General features: G+C 70.7%; 20 protein-coding genes and 1 pseudogene. 9 read left to right on the forward strand and 12 right to left on the reverse strand.

Translation table 11 applies throughout. From position 1 onward, the window contains the following. Positions 1-15: 15 nt before the first annotated feature. From OG568_RS23415 to OG568_RS23425, 3 genes and pseudogenes are all read right to left on the reverse strand, one after another. A pseudogene (locus tag OG568_RS23415) lies at positions 16-173 on the reverse strand (ATP-binding protein); the annotation flags it as partial. 43 nt (positions 174-216) lie between these two features. After that, on the reverse strand, positions 217-888 hold the full coding sequence (locus OG568_RS23420; RefSeq protein WP_266437847.1) for a response regulator transcription factor: 672 nt from the start codon (positions 886-888) through the stop codon (positions 217-219). A 91-nt stretch (positions 889-979) separates the two neighbouring features. Beyond that, positions 980-2185: a sensor histidine kinase gene (locus OG568_RS23425; protein ID WP_266437850.1), complete on the reverse strand. Its 1206-nt coding sequence runs from the start codon at positions 2183-2185 to the stop codon at positions 980-982. A 142-nt stretch (positions 2186-2327) separates the two neighbouring features. Here OG568_RS23425 and OG568_RS23430 point away from each other — a divergent pair, with 142 nt between their 5' ends. Further along, on the forward strand, positions 2328-3431 hold the full coding sequence (locus OG568_RS23430; RefSeq protein ID WP_329532988.1) for an SAM-dependent methyltransferase: 1104 nt from the start codon (positions 2328-2330) through the stop codon (positions 3429-3431). Here the strand turns inward: OG568_RS23430 and OG568_RS23435 are convergent. Continuing rightward, entirely contained in the window at positions 3396-4547 is a 1152-nt protein-coding gene (locus OG568_RS23435) for an NADH-quinone oxidoreductase subunit D (RefSeq protein WP_329365727.1), read from the reverse strand. The genes OG568_RS23430 and OG568_RS23435 overlap by 36 nt on opposite strands. Before the next feature lie 31 nt (positions 4548-4578). On the opposite strand from OG568_RS23435, the gene OG568_RS23440 reads away from it, so the two are divergent. Both OG568_RS23440 and OG568_RS23445 read left to right on the forward strand, forming a co-directional pair. Then, the gene (locus OG568_RS23440; RefSeq protein WP_329532989.1) at positions 4579-5082 is read left to right on the forward strand and encodes a PH domain-containing protein; all 504 of its coding nucleotides are present in this window, start codon (positions 4579-4581) and stop codon (positions 5080-5082) included. Beyond that, positions 5079-6413, forward strand: a complete 1335-nt coding sequence (locus tag OG568_RS23445; protein WP_329365729.1) for a PH domain-containing protein — start codon at positions 5079-5081, stop codon at positions 6411-6413. The genes OG568_RS23440 and OG568_RS23445 overlap by 4 nt, the downstream gene beginning before the upstream one ends. 119 nt (positions 6414-6532) lie before the next feature. Here the strand turns inward: OG568_RS23445 and OG568_RS23450 are convergent, their stop codons facing one another. Both OG568_RS23450 and OG568_RS23455 read right to left on the reverse strand, forming a co-directional pair. Next, on the reverse strand, positions 6533-8077 hold the full coding sequence (locus OG568_RS23450) for a hypothetical protein (RefSeq protein WP_329532990.1): 1545 nt from the start codon (positions 8075-8077) through the stop codon (positions 6533-6535). Positions 8078-8334: 257 nt separating this feature from the next. Beyond that, on the reverse strand, positions 8335-9465 hold the full coding sequence (locus tag OG568_RS23455; protein WP_329532991.1) for an alpha/beta hydrolase: 1131 nt from the start codon (positions 9463-9465) through the stop codon (positions 8335-8337). Between the two features lie 223 nt (positions 9466-9688). Between OG568_RS23455 and OG568_RS23460 the strand changes: the two genes are divergently transcribed. From OG568_RS23460 to OG568_RS23485, 6 genes are all read left to right on the forward strand, one after another. Then, positions 9689-11494 (forward strand): phosphatidylglycerol lysyltransferase domain-containing protein, encoded by a 1806-nt coding sequence (locus OG568_RS23460; protein ID WP_329532992.1) that lies wholly within the window; start codon positions 9689-9691, stop codon positions 11492-11494. A 147-nt stretch (positions 11495-11641) separates the two neighbouring features. Then, positions 11642-12502 (forward strand): dihydropteroate synthase, encoded by an 861-nt coding sequence (gene folP / locus OG568_RS23465; protein ID WP_266584531.1) that lies wholly within the window; start codon positions 11642-11644, stop codon positions 12500-12502. Next, positions 12499-12996: a nuclear transport factor 2 family protein gene (locus tag OG568_RS23470; RefSeq protein WP_266437872.1), complete on the forward strand. Its 498-nt coding sequence runs from the start codon at positions 12499-12501 to the stop codon at positions 12994-12996. The genes folP and OG568_RS23470 overlap by 4 nt, the downstream gene beginning before the upstream one ends. Before the next feature lie 292 nt (positions 12997-13288). Next, positions 13289-13648 carry a dihydroneopterin aldolase gene (folB, locus tag OG568_RS23475; protein WP_266437875.1) on the forward strand — a complete coding sequence of 120 codons (360 nt, stop codon included), beginning with the start codon at positions 13289-13291 and terminating at the stop codon, positions 13646-13648. Next, on the forward strand, positions 13645-14256 hold the full coding sequence (folK, locus tag OG568_RS23480) for a 2-amino-4-hydroxy-6-hydroxymethyldihydropteridine diphosphokinase (RefSeq protein WP_329532993.1): 612 nt from the start codon (positions 13645-13647) through the stop codon (positions 14254-14256). The genes folB and folK overlap by 4 nt, the downstream gene beginning before the upstream one ends. Before the next feature lie 57 nt (positions 14257-14313). Then, the gene (locus OG568_RS23485) at positions 14314-14802 is read left to right on the forward strand and encodes a DUF3180 domain-containing protein (RefSeq protein WP_266437880.1); all 489 of its coding nucleotides are present in this window, start codon (positions 14314-14316) and stop codon (positions 14800-14802) included. Positions 14803-14866: 64 nt separating this feature from the next. Here the strand turns inward: OG568_RS23485 and folE are convergent, their stop codons facing one another. The 6 genes from folE to dacB form a co-directional block, all read right to left on the reverse strand. Then, positions 14867-15472 (reverse strand): GTP cyclohydrolase I FolE, encoded by a 606-nt coding sequence (gene folE / locus OG568_RS23490; RefSeq protein ID WP_266437883.1) that lies wholly within the window; start codon positions 15470-15472, stop codon positions 14867-14869. 144 nt (positions 15473-15616) lie between these two features. Beyond that, positions 15617-17644, reverse strand: coding sequence for an ATP-dependent zinc metalloprotease FtsH (gene ftsH, locus OG568_RS23495; RefSeq protein ID WP_266438162.1), 2028 nt, complete (start codon positions 17642-17644; stop codon positions 15617-15619). A gap of 198 nt (positions 17645-17842) precedes the next feature. Then, positions 17843-18403 carry a hypoxanthine phosphoribosyltransferase gene (gene hpt / locus OG568_RS23500; RefSeq protein WP_101399889.1) on the reverse strand — a complete coding sequence of 187 codons (561 nt, stop codon included), beginning with the start codon at positions 18401-18403 and terminating at the stop codon, positions 17843-17845. Between the two features lie 158 nt (positions 18404-18561). Then, a complete protein-coding gene (tilS, locus tag OG568_RS23505) occupies positions 18562-19569 on the reverse strand; it encodes a tRNA lysidine(34) synthetase TilS (RefSeq protein ID WP_266437886.1) in 1008 nt (335 codons plus the stop codon). Between the two features lie 192 nt (positions 19570-19761). Further along, the gene (locus OG568_RS23510) at positions 19762-20886 is read right to left on the reverse strand and encodes a zinc-dependent metalloprotease (RefSeq protein ID WP_266584526.1); all 1125 of its coding nucleotides are present in this window, start codon (positions 20884-20886) and stop codon (positions 19762-19764) included. 231 nt (positions 20887-21117) lie between these two features. Beyond that, positions 21118-22731, reverse strand: coding sequence for a D-alanyl-D-alanine carboxypeptidase/D-alanyl-D-alanine endopeptidase (dacB, locus tag OG568_RS23515; RefSeq protein ID WP_443077734.1), 1614 nt, complete (start codon positions 22729-22731; stop codon positions 21118-21120). Between the last annotated feature and the right edge of the window lie 28 nt (positions 22732-22759).

Consider the following 22759-nt stretch of genomic DNA (forward strand, 5'->3'; position numbering starts at 1 on the left):
AGCACCACGCCGAACTCGCAGTTCAGGTGGCAGCATGCGGCGCAGACCGAAACCGGCGTGTTCCGGGTCGCAGACGACGCTGCCGGGCAGCCGTCGCCGGATCTCGTGTGCGGGCGGCTTCTTGATGGATCGCCGCCCCCGAAAGGGACGTTGATCCACAGGAGCGTGCGCAGACCCTAGTGGGCCCCGGTCACGCCCCGGTCACGCCACCGGCCATCAGCGTTGCCCGCCCGCCCGTACGAGCCCCGTCTCGTAGGCGAGGACGACCACCTGCACCCGGTCCCGCAGCCCCAGCTTGGTCAGGATGCGCCCCACGTGCGTCTTCACAGTGGCCTCGGACAGCACGAGCCGGGCCGCGATCTCGCCGTTCGACAGGCCCTGCGCGACCAGCATCATCACCTCGCGCTCACGGTCGGTGAGCCGCTCCAGCTCCTTGTGCTGAGGCTCCTTGCCGGCGTTGGGCAGCATCGGCGCGAAGCGGTCGAGCAGGCGCCGGGTGGTGGAGGGCGCGACCACCGCGTCACCGCTGTGCACGGAGCGGATGGCGGCGAGCAGCTCGCCGGGCGGCACGTCCTTGAGCATGAAGCCGGAGGCGCCCGCCTTCAGCCCGGAGAAGGCGTACTCGTCGAGGTCGAAGGTGGTGAGGATCAGCACCTTCGGAGGGTTGGGATCCGAGCAGATGCGTCGGGTGGTCTCCACACCGTCCAGCTTCGGCATGCGGACGTCCATCAGCACCACGTCGACCGCCGTCGACCGCAGGACCTGGAGGGCCTCGACGCCGTCGCCCGCCTCGGCCACGACCTCCATGTCCGGCTGGGCATCGAGCACCATCCGGAAGCCGGTGCGCAGCAGCACCTGGTCGTCGACGAGCATCACGCGGATCGCCATCGGGGTCTCTTCCCTCTCCATCAACGGTCAAAAGGCTTTAGAACAACGGTCAAAAGGCTTTGGAAATGGCCAAAAGGTGTCGTTACAGGTGTCAGTGAGCCGACTTGAGCGGCAGCAGGGCGCTGATGCGGAAGCCTCCACCCGGGCGCGGCCCCGCGTCCAGGGTGCCGCCGACCATACCGACACGCTCGCGCATCCCGATCAGGCCGTGCCCCTGGCCGTCGGCGCCGCCCTCCTCGTACAGCTCGTGGGGCGCGCCCTTGCCGTCGTCCTCGACGAGCAGCCCGAGCCCGTCGTCGAAGTAGACCAGGCGCACGCTCGCGCCCGCGTTCGGGCCGCCGTGCTTGCGCGTGTTGGTGAGCGCCTCCTGGACGATGCGGTACGCCGTGAGCTCCACCCCGCTGGGCAGCGGGCGCGGGGTGCCCTCGACCTTGAAGTCGACGGGCAGGCCCGAGGTGCGGCACTGCTCGATGAGGTCGTCGAGCTGTTCGACGTCGGGCTGCGGCACGTACTCACCGCTCTCCTGGTGCTCGCCGGTGCGCAGCACGCCGAGCAGGCGGCGCATCTCGGCGAGGGCCTGGCGACCGGTCCCGGAGATGGTCTCGAGGGCCTTCCTGGCCTGCTCGGGGGCGGTGTCCATGACGTACGCGGCACCGTCGGCCTGCACCACCATCACCGAGACGTTGTGCGCGACCACGTCGTGCAGCTCACGGGCGATCCGGGCGCGCTCGGCGGCGACGGCCACCTTGGCCTGCGCCTCGCGCTCCTTCTCCAGACGGGCGGCGCGCTCCTCCAACTGAGCGAGGTAGGCGCGGCGGGTGCGGATGGAGTCGCCGAGGACCCAGGCGAGCGCGAAGGGAACCGTCTGGAAGATCACTATCAGGACGGCGCCCAGCGGGCCCTGATCCTTCAGGGGCCAGCGGAGCTGCCCGACGGTCGCCGCGCACAGGCCGCCGATCAGCCCGAGGCGCGAAGCCCAGCGGGCACCGTCCGCGGCGACGGTATAGATGATCACCAGCATCGCGAAGTCCGCGGGCGCCGGCGGGACGTCCAGGATCACCTGTGCGACACCTGCCACCGCGGCCAGCACCAGCATCTTCTCGGGCATGAGGCGGCGCAGCGCGACGACCGCGCTCAGTACGACGGCGATCGGGAGCGCCGCGGCGAGCGACCCGCGCTGATCGGCGGCGCCGTTGACATTGCTCAGGCTCACGCCGGAGATCCCGAGCAGGACGACGGCCCAGAAGCTGTCGACCCATGTCGGGTGCCTGCGGAGGAAGTCATAAAGGCGCTGCACGTAACCCAGAGTAGGGAAGCACGCGGTGTGCAGGGGTCAACCGGAGGGTCGATCCGCGACGGGCGCTCGTACTCCCCAAGGTGGATGCTCCCCCGTCCGAGACGGATAGTGCCCGTCTTTCGGCAGGGCCTAGCCTGGCCCGGTGAGGCATGTGGGGACAGGTGAGTGGCGAGGTTGGCGCGAGGCGACGGAGGAGGCCCTGTACGGGCCCTGCGGCTTCTATCGCGGGCCCGAGGGGCCGGCCGGCCACTTCCGTACGTCGGTGCACGCGTCCCCGCTGTTCGCCGCGGCCGTGGCCCGGCTGCTGTGCCGGGTCGACGAGGCCCTCGGCCGCCCCGCCGAGCTCGCCTTCGTGGACATGGCGGCCGGCCGCGGTGAGCTGGTGGCCGCCGTCCTCGCCGCGCTCCCTGCCGAAGTGGCCTCCCGCGCGCGCGGGTACGCCGTCGAACGTGCCGACCGCCCCGCCGGTCTCGATCACCGGGTCGAGTGGCTCACCCGGCCCCCGGAGGGGATCACCGGGCTGCTGTTCGCCAACGAGTGGCTGGACAACGTGCCGGTGGAGGTGGCGGAGGTGGACGCGACGGGCGTACCCCGGCTGGTTCTCGTACGGGATGACGACGGGGCCGAGCGCCTGGGCGACCCCGTGGCCGGGGCGGAGGCGGAGTGGCTGCGGAGGTGGTGGCCCCTGACCCCCGAAGAGGCGCCTTCCCCAGGGACGCCCTCCGAAGAGGCGCCCTTCGAGGGGGCCCGCGCCGAGATCGGCCTCCCCAGGGACACCGCCTGGGCCAGTGCGGTCGCCTCCCTGGACCGGGGTCTCGCCGTCGCCGTCGACTACGCGCACTTCGCCGCGGCGCGCCCGCCCTACGGGACGCTCACCGGCTTCCGCGAGGGCAGGGAGACGGTGCCCGTCCCGGACGGTTCGTGCGACATCACGGCGCATGTGGCGCTGGATGCCTGCGCGCTGCCCGGAGGGCGCGTGGTGACCCAGCGGGCGGCACTGCGCGCGCTCGGCGTGAGCGGCGCCAGGCCGGCGCTCACGCTCGCCACCACGGACCCCGCCGCCTACGTACGCGCTCTGGCGGGCGCGGGGGAAGCCGCCGAACTCACCGCGACCGGCGGCCTGGGCGACTTCGGCTGGCTGCTCCAGCCGGTTGGAATTCCCAACCCACTGATCGACGGCCTCCTTGCCGACGATCCACCGGCCGACGGCCTACTTGTCGATGTCCCCGACCACGAAGAACAGTGACCCCAGGATCGCCACCATGTCCGAGACCAGCGTCCCGGGCAGTAGCTCCACCAGCGCCTGGATGTTGTTGAACGAGGCCGAGCGCAGCTTCAGCCGGTACGGGGTCTTCTCGCCCTTGCTGACCAGGTAGTAGCCGTTGATCCCGAGGGGGTTCTCGGTCCAGGCGTAGGTGTGTCCCTCGGGCGCCTTCAGGACCTTCGGGAGGCGCTGGTTGATCGGCCCGGCCGGAAGGTCCGCGAGCCGGTCGAGGCAGGCGTCGGCCAGATCGAGCGCGTTGTGCGTCTGCTCCAGGAGGCACTCGAAGCGCGCCAGACAGTCACCCTCCTGGCGGGTGACGACCTTCAGGGTGTCCTGGAGTTCCCCGTAGGCGAGGTACGGCTCGTCCCGGCGCAGGTCGAAGTCGACGCCCGAGGCGCGCGCGATCGGCCCGCTCACTCCGTAGGCGTGCACGGCCTCCGGGGCGAGGGTGCCCACGCCCCGCGTACGCCCCCGGAAGATCTCGTTGCCGAGCACCAGGTCGTCGTACACGCCCATCCGCGAGCGCAGGGCCGTGACGGCGCCACGCGCGCGGGTGGTCCATCCGGCGGGGAGGTCCTCCTTGAGACCGCCGACGCGGTTGAACATGTAGTGCATGCGCCCGCCGGAGATCTCCTCCATGACGTGCTGGAGTTCCTCGCGCTCCGTGAAGGCGTAGAAGATGGGGGTGATCCCGCCCAGCTCCAGGGGGTACGAGCCCAGGAACATCAAGTGGTTCAGGACCCGGTTGAGCTCCGCGAGCAGGGTGCGCATCCACACCGCGCGCTCGGGGACCTCCATGCCGAGCATCCGCTCCACGGCGAGGACCACGCCCAGCTCGTTCGAGAAGGCGGAGAGCCAGTCGTGACGGTTGGCGAGCATGACGATCTGGCGGTAGTCACGGGCCTCGAAGAGCTTCTCCGCGCCACGGTGCATATAACCGATCACCGGTTCCGCGTGCTGGATCCGCTCACCGTCCAGGACCAGCTTCAGCCGCAGCACGCCGTGCGTGGACGGGTGCTGGGGTCCGATGTTGAGCACCATGTCGGTACTCTCCGCGGCGCCGCCGATACCGACCATGGTCTCCGTCGTAGGAGTCATGGGGACAGTCTGTCGTACGTACCCTTGCGGCATGGATACGGGGAGCGCGGAGACCGCGGGAAACACGGCGGCGGAGCCGGTCTGGACCGGACTGCCACCGGGACTGCTGCGGATGCGCCGGCTGCTGCTGGTGGTGTGGCTGGGACTGCTGACGATCGCCCTGGGGCTGCTTCTCGGGGTGTTCGCGGGCGCCGCGTGGGCGGCCTTCGCGCTGCTGCCGCTCGCCCTGATGGTGTGGGGCTGGCCGATGCTGGGGCGCAACTGGCGCTCCTGGCGGTACGCCGAGCGCGCGGACGACCTGCTGATCAGCCGGGGTGTGCTGTTCCGCGAGGAGACCGTGGTGCCGTACGGGCGGATGCAGCTGGTCGAGGTGACCTCCGGGCCCGTGGAGCGGCACTTCGGGCTCGCGAGTGTGCAGCTGCACACGGCGGCCGCCGCGACGGACGCGTGCATCCCGGGTCTGGACCCGGCCGAGGCCGAGCGGCTGCGCGACCGGCTGACCGAGCTGGGCGAGGCCCGATCGGCGGGGCTGTGAGCACGCCGGCGCCGGGCGCGGAGGACGCCATACGGGAGGAGAAGCCGCTGGTGGAGCGGCGGCTGCACCCCGTGACACCGTTCCGGCGCGCCTGGGCGCCGGTCGCCGTGGTCGCCGGGTGGGCCGTCCACGACCCCAACCAGGCGCAGGAGCAGCTGACCAGGCTGACGACGACCGCGCTGCTCATCGGTCTCGCCGTGATCGTCCCGGCGGCCGCCCTCTACGGCTTTCTGAGCTGGTGGTTCACGCACTTCGCGGTGACCGAGACCGAACTGCGCATCCGTACCGGCCTGTTGTTCCGGCGCACCGCGCACATCCGGCTCGACCGGCTGCAGGCCGTCGACGTCACCCAGCCACTGCTGGCCCGCGTCGCGGGCGTCACCAAGCTCAAACTCGACGTCATAGGAACGGACAAGAAGGACGAACTCGCCTTCCTCGGCGAGGACGAGGCCCGCACCCTGCGCGCCGAACTCCTCGCCCGCGCCGCCGGTTTCGCCCCCGAGACGGCTCACGAGGTCGGCGAGGCGCCGGTGCGGCAGCTGCTGCACGTCCCGGCGGGCTTCCTCGCCGTCTCCCTCGTCCTCACCGGCGCCACCTGGGGCTCCCTGGCCGCCGCGCTCGTCGTGCCCCCGTTCCTGTGGTTCACCACCCACAGCGTGTGGACGGTCCTCGCCACCGGGGTGCCGCTGCTCGGCGCCGCGGGCGCGAGCAGCGTGGGGCGGTTCGTCGCCGAGTACGACTGGACGGTGGGCGAGTCCCCGGACGGGCTGCGCATCGACCACGGCCTCCTCGACCGTACGCACGAGACGGTGCCGCCCGGACGCGTGCAGACCGTACGGATCGTCGAACCGCTGCTGTGGCGGCGGCGCGGGTGGGTGCGGGTGGAACTCGACGTGGCGGGGTCCTCGAACTCCGTCCTCGTGCCCGTCGCTCCACGCGAGGTCGCCGAGTCGGTGATCGCGGGGGTGCTCCCCGGCGTGACCGTGCCGTCCGCCCTGTCCCGGCCACCGCGCCGGGCCTGGTGGTGCGTGCCGCTGTGGTGGCGGGGTTACGGGCTCGCCGTCACCGACACCGTCTTCGCGGCGCGTCACGGGCTGCTGCGCCGCCGCCTCTCGCTCGTGCCGCACGCGAAGGTGCAGAGCGTACGGCTGACACAGGGGCCCTGGGAGCGCTTCAAGGGCGTCGCCGACGTCCACGTGGACACGGGAGCCGACAAGACGGTGACGGCGCGGCTGCGGGACGCCTCGGAGGCCGCGGAGCTGCTTCAGTCGCAGGCCGACCGGTCACGGACGGGGCGGCGGGAGGCCCGGCCGGACCGGTGGATGGCCTGAGACCCTGAGACGACGTGCGCCGACATGCGATGGCATGCGCCGGCGTGCGGCCTGGGACGGCGTGAGGGCAGTGGCCTGAGCCACTGCCCTCATCTGCGTGAGCCACGTGCCGGGCGGCTTCAGGAAGCCGCGGTCCGCAGCTCCGCCAGGTCGATCTGCTCGGTCTCGTCGTGCGCGGTCAGGTCGATGACCTGGCCGACACCGCGGGACCCCTCGTCGACGGGCTTGAAGCCGGACTCGGCCTCGGCCTTGTGCAGGGCGAGCGCCTCCTGTCCGACCACGTCCGCGAGGTCCTCGTTCTGCATGGCCTCCATGGCGGCCGAGGACGTCCCCTTCTGCGTACCGAAGAAGTCGAAACCGCCCTCGACCGAGGGGCGCCGCACGGGCGCGGCCGGGGCGACGGCCACCGCCGTCGGCACGGTGAAGTGCCCGGAGGCACGGGCCGGCTTCGTCGGCTTCACAGGGTGGGGTGCCTGCGCGGGGGGCTCCGCCTCGACGGACACCGCGCGCGCGGCGGGAACGGGCAGCGCCGCCGGCTTGGCGTCGGTCAGGGGGCGGCTGCCCTTCGGAGGGCCGTCGGTCGGAGGTTCTCCTTTGACAGACCCTCCTTTGGCGGGCTCGCCTTTGGCGGACTCTCCTTTGGCGTGCTCTCCTTTGGCGTGCTCTCCCTCGTCGGAACCGGAGGCAGCGGCATCGGCATTGGACTCGGCATCGGAATCCGAGGCGGCTTCGGTTTCGACCTCGGCTTCGGAGCCCGCTTGGGAGTCGACGTCGGCTTCGGCCTCGGCGCCGGGCTTCGCGTCGTCGTCCGGATCGGTGTCGGGGTCGGCGTCCGTGTCGGTATCCGGGTCGGTGTCCGATGCGGTGTCCGTGAGGGACACTTCGGCCGCCGCCTCGCCGTTCGTGATCCGGCTCAGCGCGGTGCTGGCGCGCAGGAAGAGCGACGACCCGGCCGGGGAGAAGACCTGGGTGGACGCGGGCGCGTCCGTCGGCTCCTCGGCGGCGTTCTCCGCCTCCGCGGCGGTCGCGTCTTCGGCGGTGCCGCCGTCGTCCGTGTCCTCGCCTGCGCCGTCGCCCGCACCCTCGTTCAAGTCCTCGTCCTCGGCAGCCACGCCCTCCGGAGCCTCCGGCTCCGCCGAGTCGACGGCGTCCAAGGATTCCGCGGACTCCACGGTCTCCGCCCCGGCGGGCAGCGCGCGAGCGGGGGCCACCGTCTCTATCTCGAGCAGCCGGCGTCCCTCCAGGGCGCTCGCCCGCTCCGTCTCCGCCGTGGCGTACCGCCGCAGCAGTGCCGCGTGCTCGTTGCGCAGGCCCGCCAGCTCCGCCCGCTTCGCGCGCAGCTTGTGCTCGAGCTTCGTGCGCAGCTCGCGCGACTCGTCGAGGTCGGTGTCGAGCTCGGCGACGCGCTCCTCGTGACGCCACTCGTCACTCGCACGCGCGCGCGTGAGGTCCGCGACCCGCTTGCCCGCCGCCGTGTCCCAGCGGCGCATGACGACACCGCCCGCGACGGCGGTCACCGCGGCGGCCGCGGCCAAGGCGCGGAGCACCGTTGGTTCCGTGAACAGCCAGGGCCCCACGGCACAGACGAGCGAGACGCCTGCGATCGCCGAAGGAGGCAGCAGCCGGTGCAGAGGTGGGGAATGGCGGTGACGTCCACGTGGCATGGCCAGAAACTTACCGCGCGTAGGCGAATCTTGGAGCCCCGCCCGGTAAAAACACGGCCACCCCAGGGGTTTCACATCGCCACAGCCGCCTATAAGGGCAACTCCTTGTCCGGCAAGGGCTCCCGCTTGCCCCACAAGGCGGCTACTTGTTGATCAATTTCCTTGAGTTCGAGTGATTCGGGAGATTCGAGGGACTCGGGGAATTCCACGAGGGGCGGCACGTATCACGCGGGCCGCCCCGTATTCGGGGACGACGGTCAACGGTCGCTCAGCCGCCCGCTGAACCACTGCAGCGTCGCCGGGATCTCCCGCCGCCACGTGTTGAAGTTGTGGCCGCCGCTGTCGAGGATGATCGACGCGATCCAGGTGCGCTGCTTGGACTGCACGAGGCTGATGAACTTCAGCGTCTCCTTGTAGTTGTGCTCGCCCACCTTGCTGCTGGTGACCAGCAGCGATGTGTCGGGCGCGGGCTTGTGCTGCATGAACCAGCGCAGGTCCGCGTTGTTGCGCAGCTCCTTGTTCCCATGGAAGAGGTCGCCCGTCGTGGGGTCGATCGGCGCCTTGTAGTACGGCGACAGACCCGCCCCGGCGGCGTACGCCTCGGGGTGGTGCAGTGCCAGCTTCAACGCGCAGTAGCCGCCCGTGGAATCGCCGGCGATGCCCCAGCTTCCGGGCTTTTTGCCCACCCTGTAGTGAGCCGATACGGCCTCGGGGAGGTCCTTGGCGAAGAACGTCTCGGTCTGCGGGCCGCCCGGGATGTCCACGCACTCCGTGTCCCGCGGCGGCGCGACCGTCGGCCGCATCATGACGAGGATCATCGGCTGCATCTGCCCGTTCTTCGACAACTCGTGGGCCGTCTGCGGATAGTGCAGTCCCTTGATGAGCGCCGCGGCGGTGCCCGGGTAGCCGGTGAGGACCGTGACCGCCGGGAAAGTGCGGGTGCGGTAGCGCGCCTGGAAGTACTCGGGAGGCAGGTAGACGAACGCGGGCGTGGCGATGTGCGTCGTACGGCCGACGATGTCGACCTTCTGGATCTGGCCGCCGACCGGTGGCCGGGTCCCGCCCGCCACGTTCACCGGCTGGGTACCGACCACCTGGAGAGGCCCGCCGCCGTGGTCGCTCTGGCCGCCGTGGTACATGACCACGCCCTGGCCGCTCTCCTGACCGAAGAGGTCCGCCCAACTGGCGTAGAAACCGAACGCCTGGTTGGCGAACAGGCCGATCGAGACGAAGACCGCCACCTGGGTGGCCAGGAGCATCCCGACCCGCCCGCTGACGGCCCGCCAGTTGCGCCGCGCCAGCCGCGGCCACCACCACACCGTACCGACGAACAGCAGCACGGCGAACAGAACCGCCAGCACCAGCACCTTGTTGCTCGTGAGACCCATGAGCTGTCCTGCCTGCGCTTTCCGCCCCTGGCCGCCCTGCGCTTTCGCGAGGCCTTGCCCTGGACTTTCCTTGCCTTTTGAACCGGCTTTCCGCTGGGGAGTGAACCTGACTCCCCAAGACACCGTCCTAGAGGGCGCAATGTCGCCGGATGCCGGAATGGCACCGGATTCAAGGTCTCTCGCAGAACTACGGGATGCGATGTCTGTCAGGATAGATGGGGAAATGTCGGGTGGGGTTCCAGACCGAACAGGCAGGACGCGACGCATACTCCGCGGTCCACGCCCAGAGGCTGTCCCCACCCTGGTCGCCAGGGCCTGCACCCTCGTAGGGCTCCTGGACATCGCCGCCGGGGTCTTCCCCCGCTTCCGGCGCAGCCGTATGCACGCCATGGCCGAGGTGCTGCCCGGCTCGTTCGGCCCCTTCGCCGCCGCGCTGTCGCTCAGCGCGGGCGTACTCCTGCTGCTGCTCGCTCATGGGCTGCGGCGCCGCAAGCGCCGGGCGTGGCGGGCCTCCGTGGTCCTGCTGCCCGCGGGTGCCGTCGCCCAGTTCGCGTACCGGCATTCGATCATCGGCGTCGTCATCTCCGTCGCGCTGCTCGCGCCGCTGCTGCGCCACCGGAGCGAGTTCGCCGCCCTGCCCGATCCGCGCAGCCGCTGGCGCGCGCTCGCCAACTTCGTCCTCATGGGCGCCGGTTCCCTCGTCCTCGGACTGGTCATCGTCGGCGCCCACCAGAACCGGATGGTCGGCGACCCCAGCCTGGCCGACCGCATCACGCACGTCCTGTACGGCCTGGTCGGCTTCGAGGGCCCCGTCGACTACGCCGGACCCACGTCCTGGACGGTCGCCTTCTCGCTCGGCGCGCTCGGCTGGCTGACCGCCGTCACCACGATCTACCTGGCCTTCCGGCCCGAACACCCGGCCGCCCGGCTCACGGAGGACGACGAGACCCGACTTCGGGCCCTGCTGGACAAACACGGCAGTCGCGACTCGCTCGGCCACTTCGCGCTGCGCCGCGACAAGGCCGTCGTCTTCTCCCCCAGCGGCAAGGCGGCCGTCACCTACCGCGTCGTCTCCGGCGTGATGCTCGCCAGCGGCGACCCCATCGGCGACGTCGAGGCCTGGCCCGGCGCCATCGAACGCTTCATGGACGAGGCCAAGGCCCACTCCTGGACCCCCGCCGTCATGGGCTGCTCGGAGACGGGCGGCGAGGTGTGGACCCGCGAGACCGGCCTCGACGCCCTCGAACTGGGCGACGAGGCGGTGGTGGATGTCGCGGATTTCTCCCTGTCCGGGCGCGCGATGCGCAACGTGCGTCAAATGGTGAAGCGCATCGAACGCGCTGGCTACGAGACCCGGGTGCGGCGCATCCGTGACCTCAGCGAGGGCGAGCTGGAGCGGATACGACGGGCGGCGGAGGCCTGGCGCGGCACGGACACCGAGCGCGGCTTCTCCATGGCGCTCGGCCGCATCGGCGACCCGTCCGACGGCGACTGCCTGATCGCCACCGCGCACAAGGCGGACGACGCGCTCGGCCCGTACGGCGATCTGAAGGCCGTCCTGCACTTCGTCCCGTGGGGCACGGACGGGGTCTCCCTCGACCTCATGCGCCGCGACCGCTCGGCCGACCCCGGCATGAACGAACTCCTCATCGTGGCGGCGCTCGAGGCGTCCCCGCGCCTGGGCATCGAGCGGATCTCGCTCAACTTCGCGATGTTCCGCTCGGCGCTGGCACGCGGCGAGAAGATCGGCGCGGGTCCGGTGCTGCGCGCCTGGCGCGGCCTGCTCGTCTTCCTCTCCCGCTGGTTCCAGATCGAGTCCCTGTACAAGTTCAACGCCAAGTTCCGCCCCCGGTGGGAACCCCGCTTCGTCGTCTACAGCTCCTCCCGCGACCTCCCGCGCATCGGCTTCGCCGCCATGCAGGCCGAGGGCTTCCTGAACCTGGCCCTCCCGAGCCTGCTGCGCCGCCGCGCACCGGCTCCGCGCCCGTGCGCCCACGGCGTGGCGGAACGCGGAGTCAGGGCGGCGTAGCCCCCTTTGAACAGGCCCGGGCGAGGGCCCCTACCCCAGCCCTGGGGACCCTCGCCCGGGCCACGACCCCCTTTGGCTGCCAAAGGACCCCCGCCGGAGCGAACCCGCGGACGATTCGGCCCCCCGCCGGAGGCCTAGGCTGGACGCATGAACTCCGAGCGCCTCCGCGGCCACGTCGCGGGACTGCCGACCTGGGACCGCTGCGCGGTCATGGGAGTCGTCAACGTAACCCCCGATTCCTTCTCCGACGGCGGCCGCTGGTTCGACACGACGGCCGCCGTCAAACACGGCCTCCACCTGGTCACCGAGGGCGCCGACCTCGTGGACGTCGGCGGCGAGTCGACCCGCCCCGGCGCCACCCGCGTCGACGAGGCGGAGGAGCTCAAGCGCGTCATCCCGGTCGTCCGGGGCCTCGCCTCCGAGGGGGTCACCGTCTCCGTCGACACCATGCGCGCGTCCGTGGCGGAGCAGTCGCTCGCCGCGGGCGCCGCCCTCGTCAACGACGTGAGCGGCGGTCTCGCCGACCCCGCGATGATCCCCACCGTCGCCGCGGCCGGCGCGCCCTTCGTGGTCATGCACTGGCGCGGCTTCCTTGAGGGCGGCAACGTGAGGGGAACGTACGCGGACGTCGTCTCCGAAGTCGTCGACGAACTGCACGCACGTGTGGAGGCCGTTCTGGCGGGCGGCATCGCCCCCGACCGCGTCGTCGTCGACCCGGGCCTCGGCTTCTCCAAGGACTCCGAGCACGACCTCTCGCTCCTCGCCCACCTCGACCGGCTGCGCGAACTCGGCCACCCCCTGCTCGTCGCCGCCTCCCGCAAGCGGTTCCTGGGCCACGTACTGGCGGGCCCGGAGGGCGCCCCGCCGCCGGCCCGCGAACGGGACGCCGCCACCGCCGCCGTCTCCGCGCTCGCCGCCCACCAGGGTGCCTGGGCGGTCCGCGTCCACGAGGTACGGGCCACCGCCGACGCCGTACGAGTCGCCCGGGCCGTAGAGGGAGCCCTGTGAGCGCACCCCGCACCGACATCGAGCAGGTCGAACTCGCCAACACCGCCTTCTACGAGGCACTCGAGCGCGGCGACTTCGAAACAGTGTCGTCGCTGTGGCTGGCTCCCCTGGAAACCGCCGCCGACGACATCGAGGGCGAGGGCCCGGTGGTCTCCTGCGTCCACCCCGGCTGGCCGGTCCTCAACGGCCGCGGCGAGGTCCTGCGCTCGTACGCGCTGATCATGGCGAACACCGAGTACATCCAGTTCTTCCTCACGGACGTGCACGTCTCCGTCACGGGCGACACCGCGCTGGTGACCTGCACCGAGAACATCCTCAGCGGCGGCCCCGCCCCCGAGGACAGCGACGAGCTCGGCCCGCTCGTCGGCCAGCTGGTCGTCGCCACGAACGTGTTCCGTCGCACGGTGGACGGCTGGAAGCTCTGGTCGCACCACGCCTCCCCCGTGCTCGCCGAATCCGGCGAGGACGAGGACGACGAGGACACCCCCGGCTGAGGACCGGCCCGCCCTCCGCCGAGCCCGCGGACACCCCCGGTCGGGTGGGCGGACGGTCCACTGGCATCAAGGAGTGGTTGGAATCACGAACCGCTGGGTAGGGGCGGCTACCAACCCGTGAGCCGCGGTGTTCCCCAGGGGAAACGCCCGATGAAGCCTCACGACCATCATGTGGGCGCGTGTCCCCGCGGGTGAGCTCTGTCAGTGCCCGCAGGTAGATTCGTTTGAGGCCGGTGCGCCGACCGCACTCGGTGGACATCGGCCGCTACCGACGATTGCAGGAGTGATTCGCGTGGATCGTGTCGCGCTGCGCGGCCTCAAGGCCCGCGGGCACCACGGTGTCTTCCAGAAGGAACGCGAGGAGGGCCAGACCTTCATCGTGGACCTGACGCTGGGCCTCGACACCCGACCGGCCGCGGCCGAGGACGACCTGTCGAAGACCGTGCACTACGGCATCGTGGCGGAGGAGGTCGTGGCCGTCGTCGAGGGCGAGCCCGTCGACCTCATCGAGACGCTCGCCGAGCGCATCGCCCAGACCTGTCTGAAGCACGACGGGGTCCAGGAGGTGGAGGTCTGCGTGCACAAACCGGACGCGCCGATCACGGTCCCCTTCGACGACGTGACCGTCACGATCACCCGGAGCCGAGTATGACCGCCTACTTCACCGAGGGTCAGAGCGACCCGACCGTACAGCCGGTACCCGCCTCCGTGGTCGAACAGGTGGACGCCGCGGACACGACCCTGCAGAACCCGAAGCGGGCCGTGCTCTCCCTCGGCTCGAACCTGGGCAACCGCCTGGAGACCCTCCAGGGCTCCATCGACGCCCTGGAGGACACCCCTGGCGTCCGCGTCAAGGCGGTCTCCCCCGTCTACGAGACGGAGCCCTGGGGCGTCGAACCGGGCAGCCAGCCGACGTACTTCAACGCGGTCGTGGTCCTCAAGACCACCCTCCCTCCGTCCTCGCTCCTGGAGCGGGCGCACGCGATCGAGGAGGCCTTCCACCGTGTACGGGACGAGCGCTGGGGCCCGCGCACGATCGACGTGGACATCGTGGCGTACGCCGATGTCGTCTCCGGCGACCCGGTCCTGACCCTCCCTCACCCGCACGCCCACGAACGGGGCTTCGTGCTCGCCCCCTGGCACGACGTGGAGCCCGAGGCGCAGCTGCCCGACCGCGGCCCCGTGGCCCACCTGCTCACCGCCGTCACCCGGGAAGGTGTGCTGCCCCGGCCCGACCTGGAACTCCGGCTGCCCGAGTAGTCGTTAAGGTCAGGACGACCAGAGGCGGGCTTACAAGAGGGGCAAAGGGACAACAACGTGAAACAGCTGCGCATCAGGACGCTGGCAGCCGTGTTCGTCGTGGCCGGTGTGCTGTCCTGGGCGGGCGCGCGCCTGTGGGACTCGGTGGGCACCCTCCCGCGGGTCCCCCTGGCCGCCCCCATCGTCCTGGCCCTGATCGCCGTCGTCCTGCTGTCCACGGCGCTCTCGCTGCGCGCCCGCCTCAAGGCCCAGCGCGAACGCCGCCCCGGCGCCAAGGGCGTCGACCCCCTGATGGCGGCCCGGGCGGTCGTCTTCGGTCAGGCGAGCGCGCTGGTCGCCGCCCTGGTGGCGGGCATGTACGGCGGTACGGGCGCGTTCCTGCTCGAGTCCCTGGACGTCCCCGCCCGTCGCGACCAGGCCATCTACGCCGGCTTCTCGGTCCTCGCGGGCATCGCCGTGATAGCGGCCGCCTTCTTCCTCGAGCGCGTCTGCAAGCTCCCGGAGGACGACGACAACGAACACGGCGGCGCGGCACCGGTCGCCTAGCGGCGCGGCACCGGTCGCCCAGGGCGACGCACATCACATATGCCGATGTACGACGCAGGGGGCGCTAACGCGCCATGATCAGGCTCATCGCCTCGTTGCGGGTGGCGGAATCCCGCAGCTGGCCGCGCACGGCCGAGGTGATGGTCTTCGCGCCGGGCTTGCGCACCCCGCGCATCGACATGCACATGTGCTCGCACTCCACGACGACGATCACACCGCGCGGCTCCAGGATCTTCATCAGGGAGTCGGCGATCTGCGTGGTGAGGCGTTCCTGCACCTGCGGCCGCCGGGCGTAGACGTCCACGAGCCGGGCCAGCTTCGACAGACCCGTGATCTTCCCGTCCGTGGACGGGATGTAGCCGACATGGGCCACGCCGACGAACGGCACCAGGTGGTGCTCACAGCTACTGAGGACTTCGATGTCCTTCACGAGCACCATCTCGTCGTGTCCGAGGTCGAAGGTGGTCGTCAGCACGTCCTCGGGCTTCTGCCACAGCCCCGCGAATATCTCCCTGTAGGCCCTGGCGACCCGCCCTGGCGTCTCGCGCAGGCCCTCGCGGTCCGGGTCCTCGCCGACCGCGATGAGGAGCTCTCGTACGGCGTCCTCGGCGCGCTTCTCGTCGAACTCGCCGATCACACCTTCGCCGTCCAGCGTCACGGGGTCGGTCATGTGGTCCTCGTTCCTGTGGATCTTGCGCGTGCTGGTCGACGCGTCCAAAACGTGCGGTCGTGGAAAAATGCCGCGCCCCCCAGGCTAGAACCTGGGGGGCGCGGCATCCATTCCGGGCCTGTTGGGGCCCCGCCGGGAGCCTGGTCAGCTCTCGGAGCGGTCCTCCGGAGCCGCTTCCTTCGCCGGGACGGACTCCGTCACATTGGCGATGGCCGCCGTCGATCCGTTCGCCCCGTTCGTCAGCGACAGCTCCTTGGGGGAGAGCACCGGCGGGCGGGTGGACGGGGTGCGCCGGGAGGAACCGGTCCACGCGGGGCGGGCCGGGCGCTTGACGATGGGAGCGAAGACCTCGGCGATCTGCTCCTTGCTCAGCGTCTCCTTCTCCAGCAGCTGGAGCACCAGCGCGTCGAGGACGTCACGGTTCTCGACCAGGATTTCCCAGGCCTCGTTGTGCGCGTTCTCGATGAGCTTCTTGACCTCTTCGTCGACGAGCGCGGCGACCTCTTCCGAGTAGTCGCGCGGGTGCGACATCTCCCGGCCCAGGAAGGGCTCGGTGTTGTCGCCGCCGAACTTGATCGCGCCGAGACGCTCGGTCATGCCGTACTGCGTGACCATCGCGCGGGCCGTTGCGGTGGCCTTCTCGATGTCGTTCGCAGCACCCGTGGTGGGGTCGTGGAAGACGAGCTCCTCGGCCGCGCGGCCGCCCAGCATGTAAGCCAGCTGGTCCAGCATCTCGTTGCGCGTCGTGGAGTACTTGTCCTCGTCCGGCAGGACCATCGTGTAGCCGAGGGCACGGCCGCGCGACAGGATCGTGATCTTGTGGACCGGGTCGGAGTTCGGAGACGCCGCCGCGACCAGGGCGTGGCCGCCCTCGTGGTACGCGGTGATCTTCTTCTCCTTGTCCGACATGATCCGGGTCCGCTTCTGCGGGCCCGCGACCACGCGGTCGATCGCCTCGTCCAGCATGGAGTTGTCGATCAGCTTCAGGTCGCTGCGGGCCGTCAGAAGCGCGGCCTCGTTCAGCACGTTGGCGAGATCGGCACCCGTGAAGCCGGGAGTGCGGCGGGCGACGGCCGACAGGTCGACGTCCTGCGCGACCGGCTTGCCCTTCTGGTGAACCTTGAGGATCTCCAGACGGCCCTGCATGTCCGGACGGTCGACCGCGATCTGACGGTCGAAGCGGCCGGGACGCAGCAGCGCCGGGTCCAGGATGTCGGGCCGGTTCGTGGCGGCGATGAGGATCACACCGCCCTTCACGTCGAAGCCGTCCATCTCGACGAGCAGCTGGTTCAGCGTCTGCTCCCGCTCGTCGTGACCACCGCCGAGGCCGGCGCCGCGATGGCGGCCGACCGCGTCGATCTCGTCGACGAAGACGATCGCCGGAGCGTTCGCCTTGGCCTGCTCGAAGAGGTCACGCACTCGGGAGGCACCGACACCGACGAACATCTCGACGAAGTCGGAACCCGAGATCGAGTAGAAGGGAACGCCGGCCTCACCCGCGACGGCGCGCGCGAGCAGCGTCTTGCCGGTACCAGGAGGCCCGTACAGGAGCACGCCCTTGGGGATCTTCGCCCCGACCGCCTGGAACTTCGCCGGCTCCTGGAGGAACTCCTTGATCTCCTGGAGCTCCTCGACCGCCTCGTCCGAGCCCGCGACGTCCGAGAACGTCGTCTTCGGGGTGTCCTTGGTGATGAGCTTCGCCTTGGACTTCCCGAAGTTCATGACCCGGGAGCCGCCGCCCTGCATCTGGTTCATCAGGAACAGGAAGACGACGACGATGAGGACGAAGGGAAGCAGCGACAGCAGGATCCCGAGGAACGGGTTCTGCTTGGACGGCGAGACCGTGTAGCCGTCCGGAATCTGCTTGTTCTGGAACTTGTCCTGAAGTGTGTTGGCAAGGTTGACGCCCTGGTCACCGATGTAGCTCGCCTGGATCTTGGAGCTGCCGGAGACCTTCTGGCCGTCCTTGAGCTGCACCTTGATGACCTGCTCGTCACCGGTGGTCAGCTTGGCCTCTTGGACCTTGTTGTCATTGATCGCCTGGACGACCTGGCCGGTGTCCACTGTCTTGTAGCCGCCGGACGAGCCGACGACCTGCATCAACACGACCACGGCAAGGACGGCCAGCACGATCCACATGACCGGCCCACGGAAGTATCGCTTCACGTCCATCCATACGGAGCGGTGCCGCCCCGTCCCTCCTGCCATAGTGAGTTTGATAAAGACTTATAAAGACTGTTCTTCGGACGGTACCCCAGCATTGTCACCCGAAGTCGCAGGGGACGACTGGCAATCCCGCCCACGCATGCTCCAACGGCGCGAAACCCGCTGGGGTTCCCGATCGTCTTACGAGGACTGGGACCCGGAGGTTCAGCCGCCGTAGACGTGAGGCGCGAGCGTACCGACGAACGGGAGGTTGCGGTACTTCTCCGCGTAGTCGAGGCCGTAGCCGATCACGAACTCGTTGGGGATGTCGAAGCCGACCCACTCCACGTCGATCGCGACCTTGGCCGCCTCCGGCTTGCGCAGCAGCGTGCACACCTTGAGGGAGGCCGGCTCGCGGGAGCCGAGGTTGGAGATCAGCCAGGACAGGGTCAGCCCGGAGTCGATGATGTCCTCGACGATCACGACGTGCTTGCCCTTGATGTCGGTGTCGAGGTCCTTGAGGATCCGCACCACGCCCGAGGACTGGGTGCCCGCGCCGTACGACGACACCGCCATCCAGTCCATGGTGACGGGGGTGGACAGCGCACGCGCGAGGTCCGCCATGACCATGACGGCGCCCTTGAGGACACCGACGATCAGCAGGTCCTTGCCCGCGTACTCCGCGTCGATCTTCGCGGCCAGCTCAGCCAGCTTGGCGTCGATCTCTTCCTTGGTGATGAGCACCGACTTGAGGTCGGTGCCCATGTCTTTCGCGTCCACCCGCATCACTTTCGGTCGTCCGTCCCACTTTTTTTGGGCTCGTTCACCTACGGGGTGCTGAGGTCGCTCCCCTTCGGCTCACTCACGCGGCCGCCCGGACCGCCCGTGACCCGAGTGAGGGGTCCCGGAGAGCCGCGTGAGCGGTCCCGCTGGAGGGTCCGGTTTCAGCCTTGCCGAATCACCAGTCTGCCACCCTGCCGCTGAGCGACGACTTTGCCCGGGAGATTGATGGCTCCCTGACCGCGCCAGCCGGTGATCAGCCGGTCGACTTCCTCGATGTGGCGGGCGAACAGCGAACCGGCCGGGGCGCCCGCCTCGATGGCGGCGCGGCGCAGGATGCGGCGGCGCACGGCGGGCGGCAGGGCGTAGAGCTTCGCGCACTCCAGGAGGCCCGCCGTGTCGCGTACGGAGGCCTCGGCCTGGCGGGCCCAGGCGTCGAGGGCGTCGGCGTCGTCGCGGGACAGCTGCGCGGTCCTGGCGAGGGCCTCGACGACTCCCTTGCCGAGCGCCTTCTCCAGGGCGGGCAGGCCCTCGTGGCGCAGCCGGGAGCGGGTGTAGGCCGGGTCGGCGTTGTGCGGGTCGTCCCAGACGGGCAGCGACTGGACCATGCAGGCCTTGCGGGCGGTCTGCCGGTCCAGGTGCAGGAACGGTCGGCGGTAACGGCCGCCGGCCCCCGAGACCGCGGCCATTCCAGACAGGGAGCGGATTCCGGAGCCGCGGGCGAGGCCCAGCAGGACCGTCTCGGCCTGGTCGTCACGGGTGTGGCCGAGCAGGACGGCGGAGGCGCCGTGGCGCTCTGCGGCGGCGTCCAGGGCGCCGTACCGGGCGTCGCGGGCGGCGGCCTCGGGGCCGCCTTCGCGGCCCACGGTCACGGCGAGGGACTCGACGGGGTTCATACCGAGCTCGACGAGGCGGGAGACGACGTCGTCGGCGCGCAGATCGGAGCCGGGCTGCAGACCGTGGTCCACGGTGATGCCACCGGCGCGGATGCCGAGTTTGGGGGCTTCGAAGGCGAGGGCGGAGGCGAGCGCCATGGAGTCGGCGCCGCCTGAGCAGGCGACGAGGACGAGCGGGGAGGACTCGCCTGGGGGACGGGTGTGGTCGGTGAGGACGTCGTGGAGTACGCGGCGGACCGCCAGGCGTATCGCCGCGACCGCAGGATGGGGACCCATGTCCGGTTCCCTTCATGAAGTTTTCGGGGGGTGAGCCCGAGTCTGGTCACTCAGAGTGTGTCGATGGTGACAGAAACGGGCCGTTCCCCGAGCATTGCACGCCTACCGTTGGCTCACGGTCCCTCGGACGGGTGATTGGAGGGGCGTTCTCCTGCCGTCGGCCGAATTCGTTTCACGACCTTGCCGTAGGGTTCACGACTCCGCCTTGCGGTGCACCCGCGCGACCCAGTCCGCCGGTTTGGCGATCTCCGTCTTGGTCGGGAGGGTGTTCGGGGAAGTCCACACACGGTTGAACCCGTCCATGCCGACCTGGCCGACGACCGCGCGCACGAACCGCTCACCGTCCCTGTACTGCCTCAGTTTGGCATCCAGACCGAGCAGCTTGCGCAGGGCGAGGTCCAGACGCGAGGCCCCCTTGGCCCGGCGCTGCTGGAACTTCTCGCGGATCTCGCCCACGGACGGGACCACGTCCGGGCCGACGCCGTCCATCACGAAGTCCGCGTGGCCCTCCAGGAGGGACATCACGGCAGTGAGGCGGCCGAGGATCTCCCGCTGGGCCGGCGTCTGCACGATCTCGACCAGGGACCGGCCCCCGTCGTCCTCCTCGCCCTCGGGGCGGCCTCCGGCGAGGGACTGGGCGGCCTCCCTGATGCGCTCCAGAACCGTCATGGGGTCGACCTCGGTCTCGCCCAAGAAAGACTGGATTTCGCCCTCCAGGTGGTCGCGCAGCCAGGGCACGGCCGTGAACTGCGTACGGTGCGTCTCCTCGTGCAGACACACCCACAGGCGGAAGTCGTGGGGTTCCACGTCGAGTTCGCGCTCCACGTGGACGATGTTCGGTGCGACGAGCAGGAGCCTGCCGCCGCCGTTCTCACCCGCCGGGAGTTCCCGGGTCGCCGGGGCGAAGGTCTCGTACTGCCCGAGGACGCGTGAGGACAGGAACGACAGCAGCATGCCCAGCTCCACGCCGGTGACCTTGCCGCCGACGGCGCCGAGGACGGCTCCGCCCGGGGTGCTCCCCCGCCGCTCCTGCATCTTGTCCAGCAGGGGCTTCAGGAGCTCCCGGAACCCCGCGACATTCGCCCGGACCCAGCCCGGGCGGTCCACCACGAGGATGGGGGTGTCGTGGATGTCCTCCGTGCCCATACGAGTGAAGCCCCGGACGTGCTCCTCCGAGGCCTTCGCATGCCGGCGCAGTTCCGCGACGACCTCTCGGGCCTCGTCGCGGCTCACCTCGGGGCCAGGCCGCACGAGCCGTGTCGCGGTCGCCACCGCGAGATTCCAGTCGACCATCTCGGCACCACCGATGCTCGTCATGCGTCAACCGTACGTGAGCGGGTCCGGGTGCGGTGAGGGGTACGTCGCCGGATATGCCCCGTACTCCGGGGCGCACGGGGCTAGGTCCTGTCGTCAAATTCCCGTCGTCCGCCCGAAGGGCGGGCCCGGCGGCGTCAGGTGCGTGCTCTCGGCGTGCCGGGCTGGGGGCACCTCCCGGCCGAAGGCTGGGGGAGGGAATTTGACGGCAGGGCCTAGAGGTGCGGGCGGTTCCTAACGGCAGCCGCAGCCCGCCAGCGCCGAAGCCGTGCGGTCCAGGGCCGACTGGGCCGCCGACGGGTCGGTCGTGTCGGAGGCCAGGAAGGCGAAGGCCAGCAGACGGCCGTCGGCATCGACCACCGTGCCCGCCAAGGTGTTCACCCCCGTCAACGTGCCGGTCTTGGCGCGTACGAGGCCGGTGCCGGACGACTCGTCGGAGTACCGGTCGCTGAGGGTGCCCGTGAAGCCCGCGATCGGAAGGCCGGTCAGGATGGGCCGGAGTTCGGGGTGCGTGGGGTCACCGGCCTTCACCAGAAGGGCCGTGAGCAGGTCCGCCGTCAGCCTGTCGTCCCGGTTCAGACCGCTGCCGTCCGTGAAGTGCGCGCCGGACAGCGGGAGTCCGAGCTTCTTCAGCTCGGCGTCGATCGCCGCCGCGCCACCCTCGAAGCTGGCCGGTCGGCCGGTGGCGAGGGCGACTTGGCGGGCCATGCCCTCCGCGATGTCGTTGTCGCTGTTCGTCAGCATCCGCTCGATGAGGGCGGACAGGGGCGGCGAGGAGACCGAGGCGAGCGACTGCGCGCGGTTCGTCGCCCTGGAGGGGCCGGAGGCCGTCGTCTTGATGCCCTTGGCCCGCAGCAGCTCCGCGAACTTCCCGGCCGCGTCCGCCGCCGGGTCCGCGGTGCGGGCGACCGGGCCGCTGGACGAGTCGTCGGTGCGGGCCTCGTCGACCATGAGGGCGCTGACCGGCGCCAGGTTGGGGTTGGCGCCGATGGGGTGCAGGGCGGGGCCGGCGTAGAGCGAGGTGTCGTACGAGAGCGTCACCTGGTCCAGATGACGGGCCTTCAGGGCGGTCGCCGTCCTGTCGGCCAGGGTGCGCAGGCTCGCCCAGTCGGCCGCCTCCTTGCGGGCGGTCAGGGTGGGGTCGCCGCCCCCGACGAGCACGACCTCCTTGGTGCCGGGCTTCAGGACCGCGCGGGTCTCGATGCGGTGGTCGGCGCCCGCCGCGGAGAGCGCGGCGACCGCGGTGGCGATCTTCGTGGTGGAGGCCGGCGTCTGCGCGTCGTCGGCGCCCTTGCCGTACAGCCGCTTGCCGGTCGCCACGTCGACGACCACCGCCGTGCGCCGCGCGCCGAGCGCGGGGTCGCCCAGGAGCCGGTCGAGGGTGTTCGTGAGGGCCTTCTCGGTGGGTGCCGGCACCGCCACCGTGGAGCCGCCGAGACCCATCAGCACGGAGGCGGCGCTGGGGGCGGGCTTCGGCTCCCTGGGGGACGTATCGGAACTACGTCCGTGATCTGCGACACCCTCCCCGTCTCGCGATGCGGCCCAGTCACGCTCGGCCGTACGCTGACCGGAGGAGTCCCAGGGACCGGCCAGGGCCACCGCCCCGGCCGCGAGTGCCAGACCCGCGGTGGCGGCGACGGCCGTGAACTGCGGGGTCGTGAACCTCACGGAACGCGGCCGGACGGCTTGAGCAGCCCGCGCCATGTGCGGTCGCACGGACTGCGCAGCCCTCGTCACACGCGGCTGCACGGCCTGCGCGACCCGCGTCACGTGCGGCCGCACGGTCCGCTCGACCCGCTCCACAAGCGGTCTCGCGGCCCGCCAAGCCCTCAGCTCTGGCACGACCACCAGCCCCTTTCGCGATCACACACCTGCG

This window comes from Streptomyces sp. NBC_01450 (assembly GCF_036227505.1).
Lineage (GTDB): Bacteria > Actinomycetota > Actinomycetes > Streptomycetales > Streptomycetaceae > Streptomyces.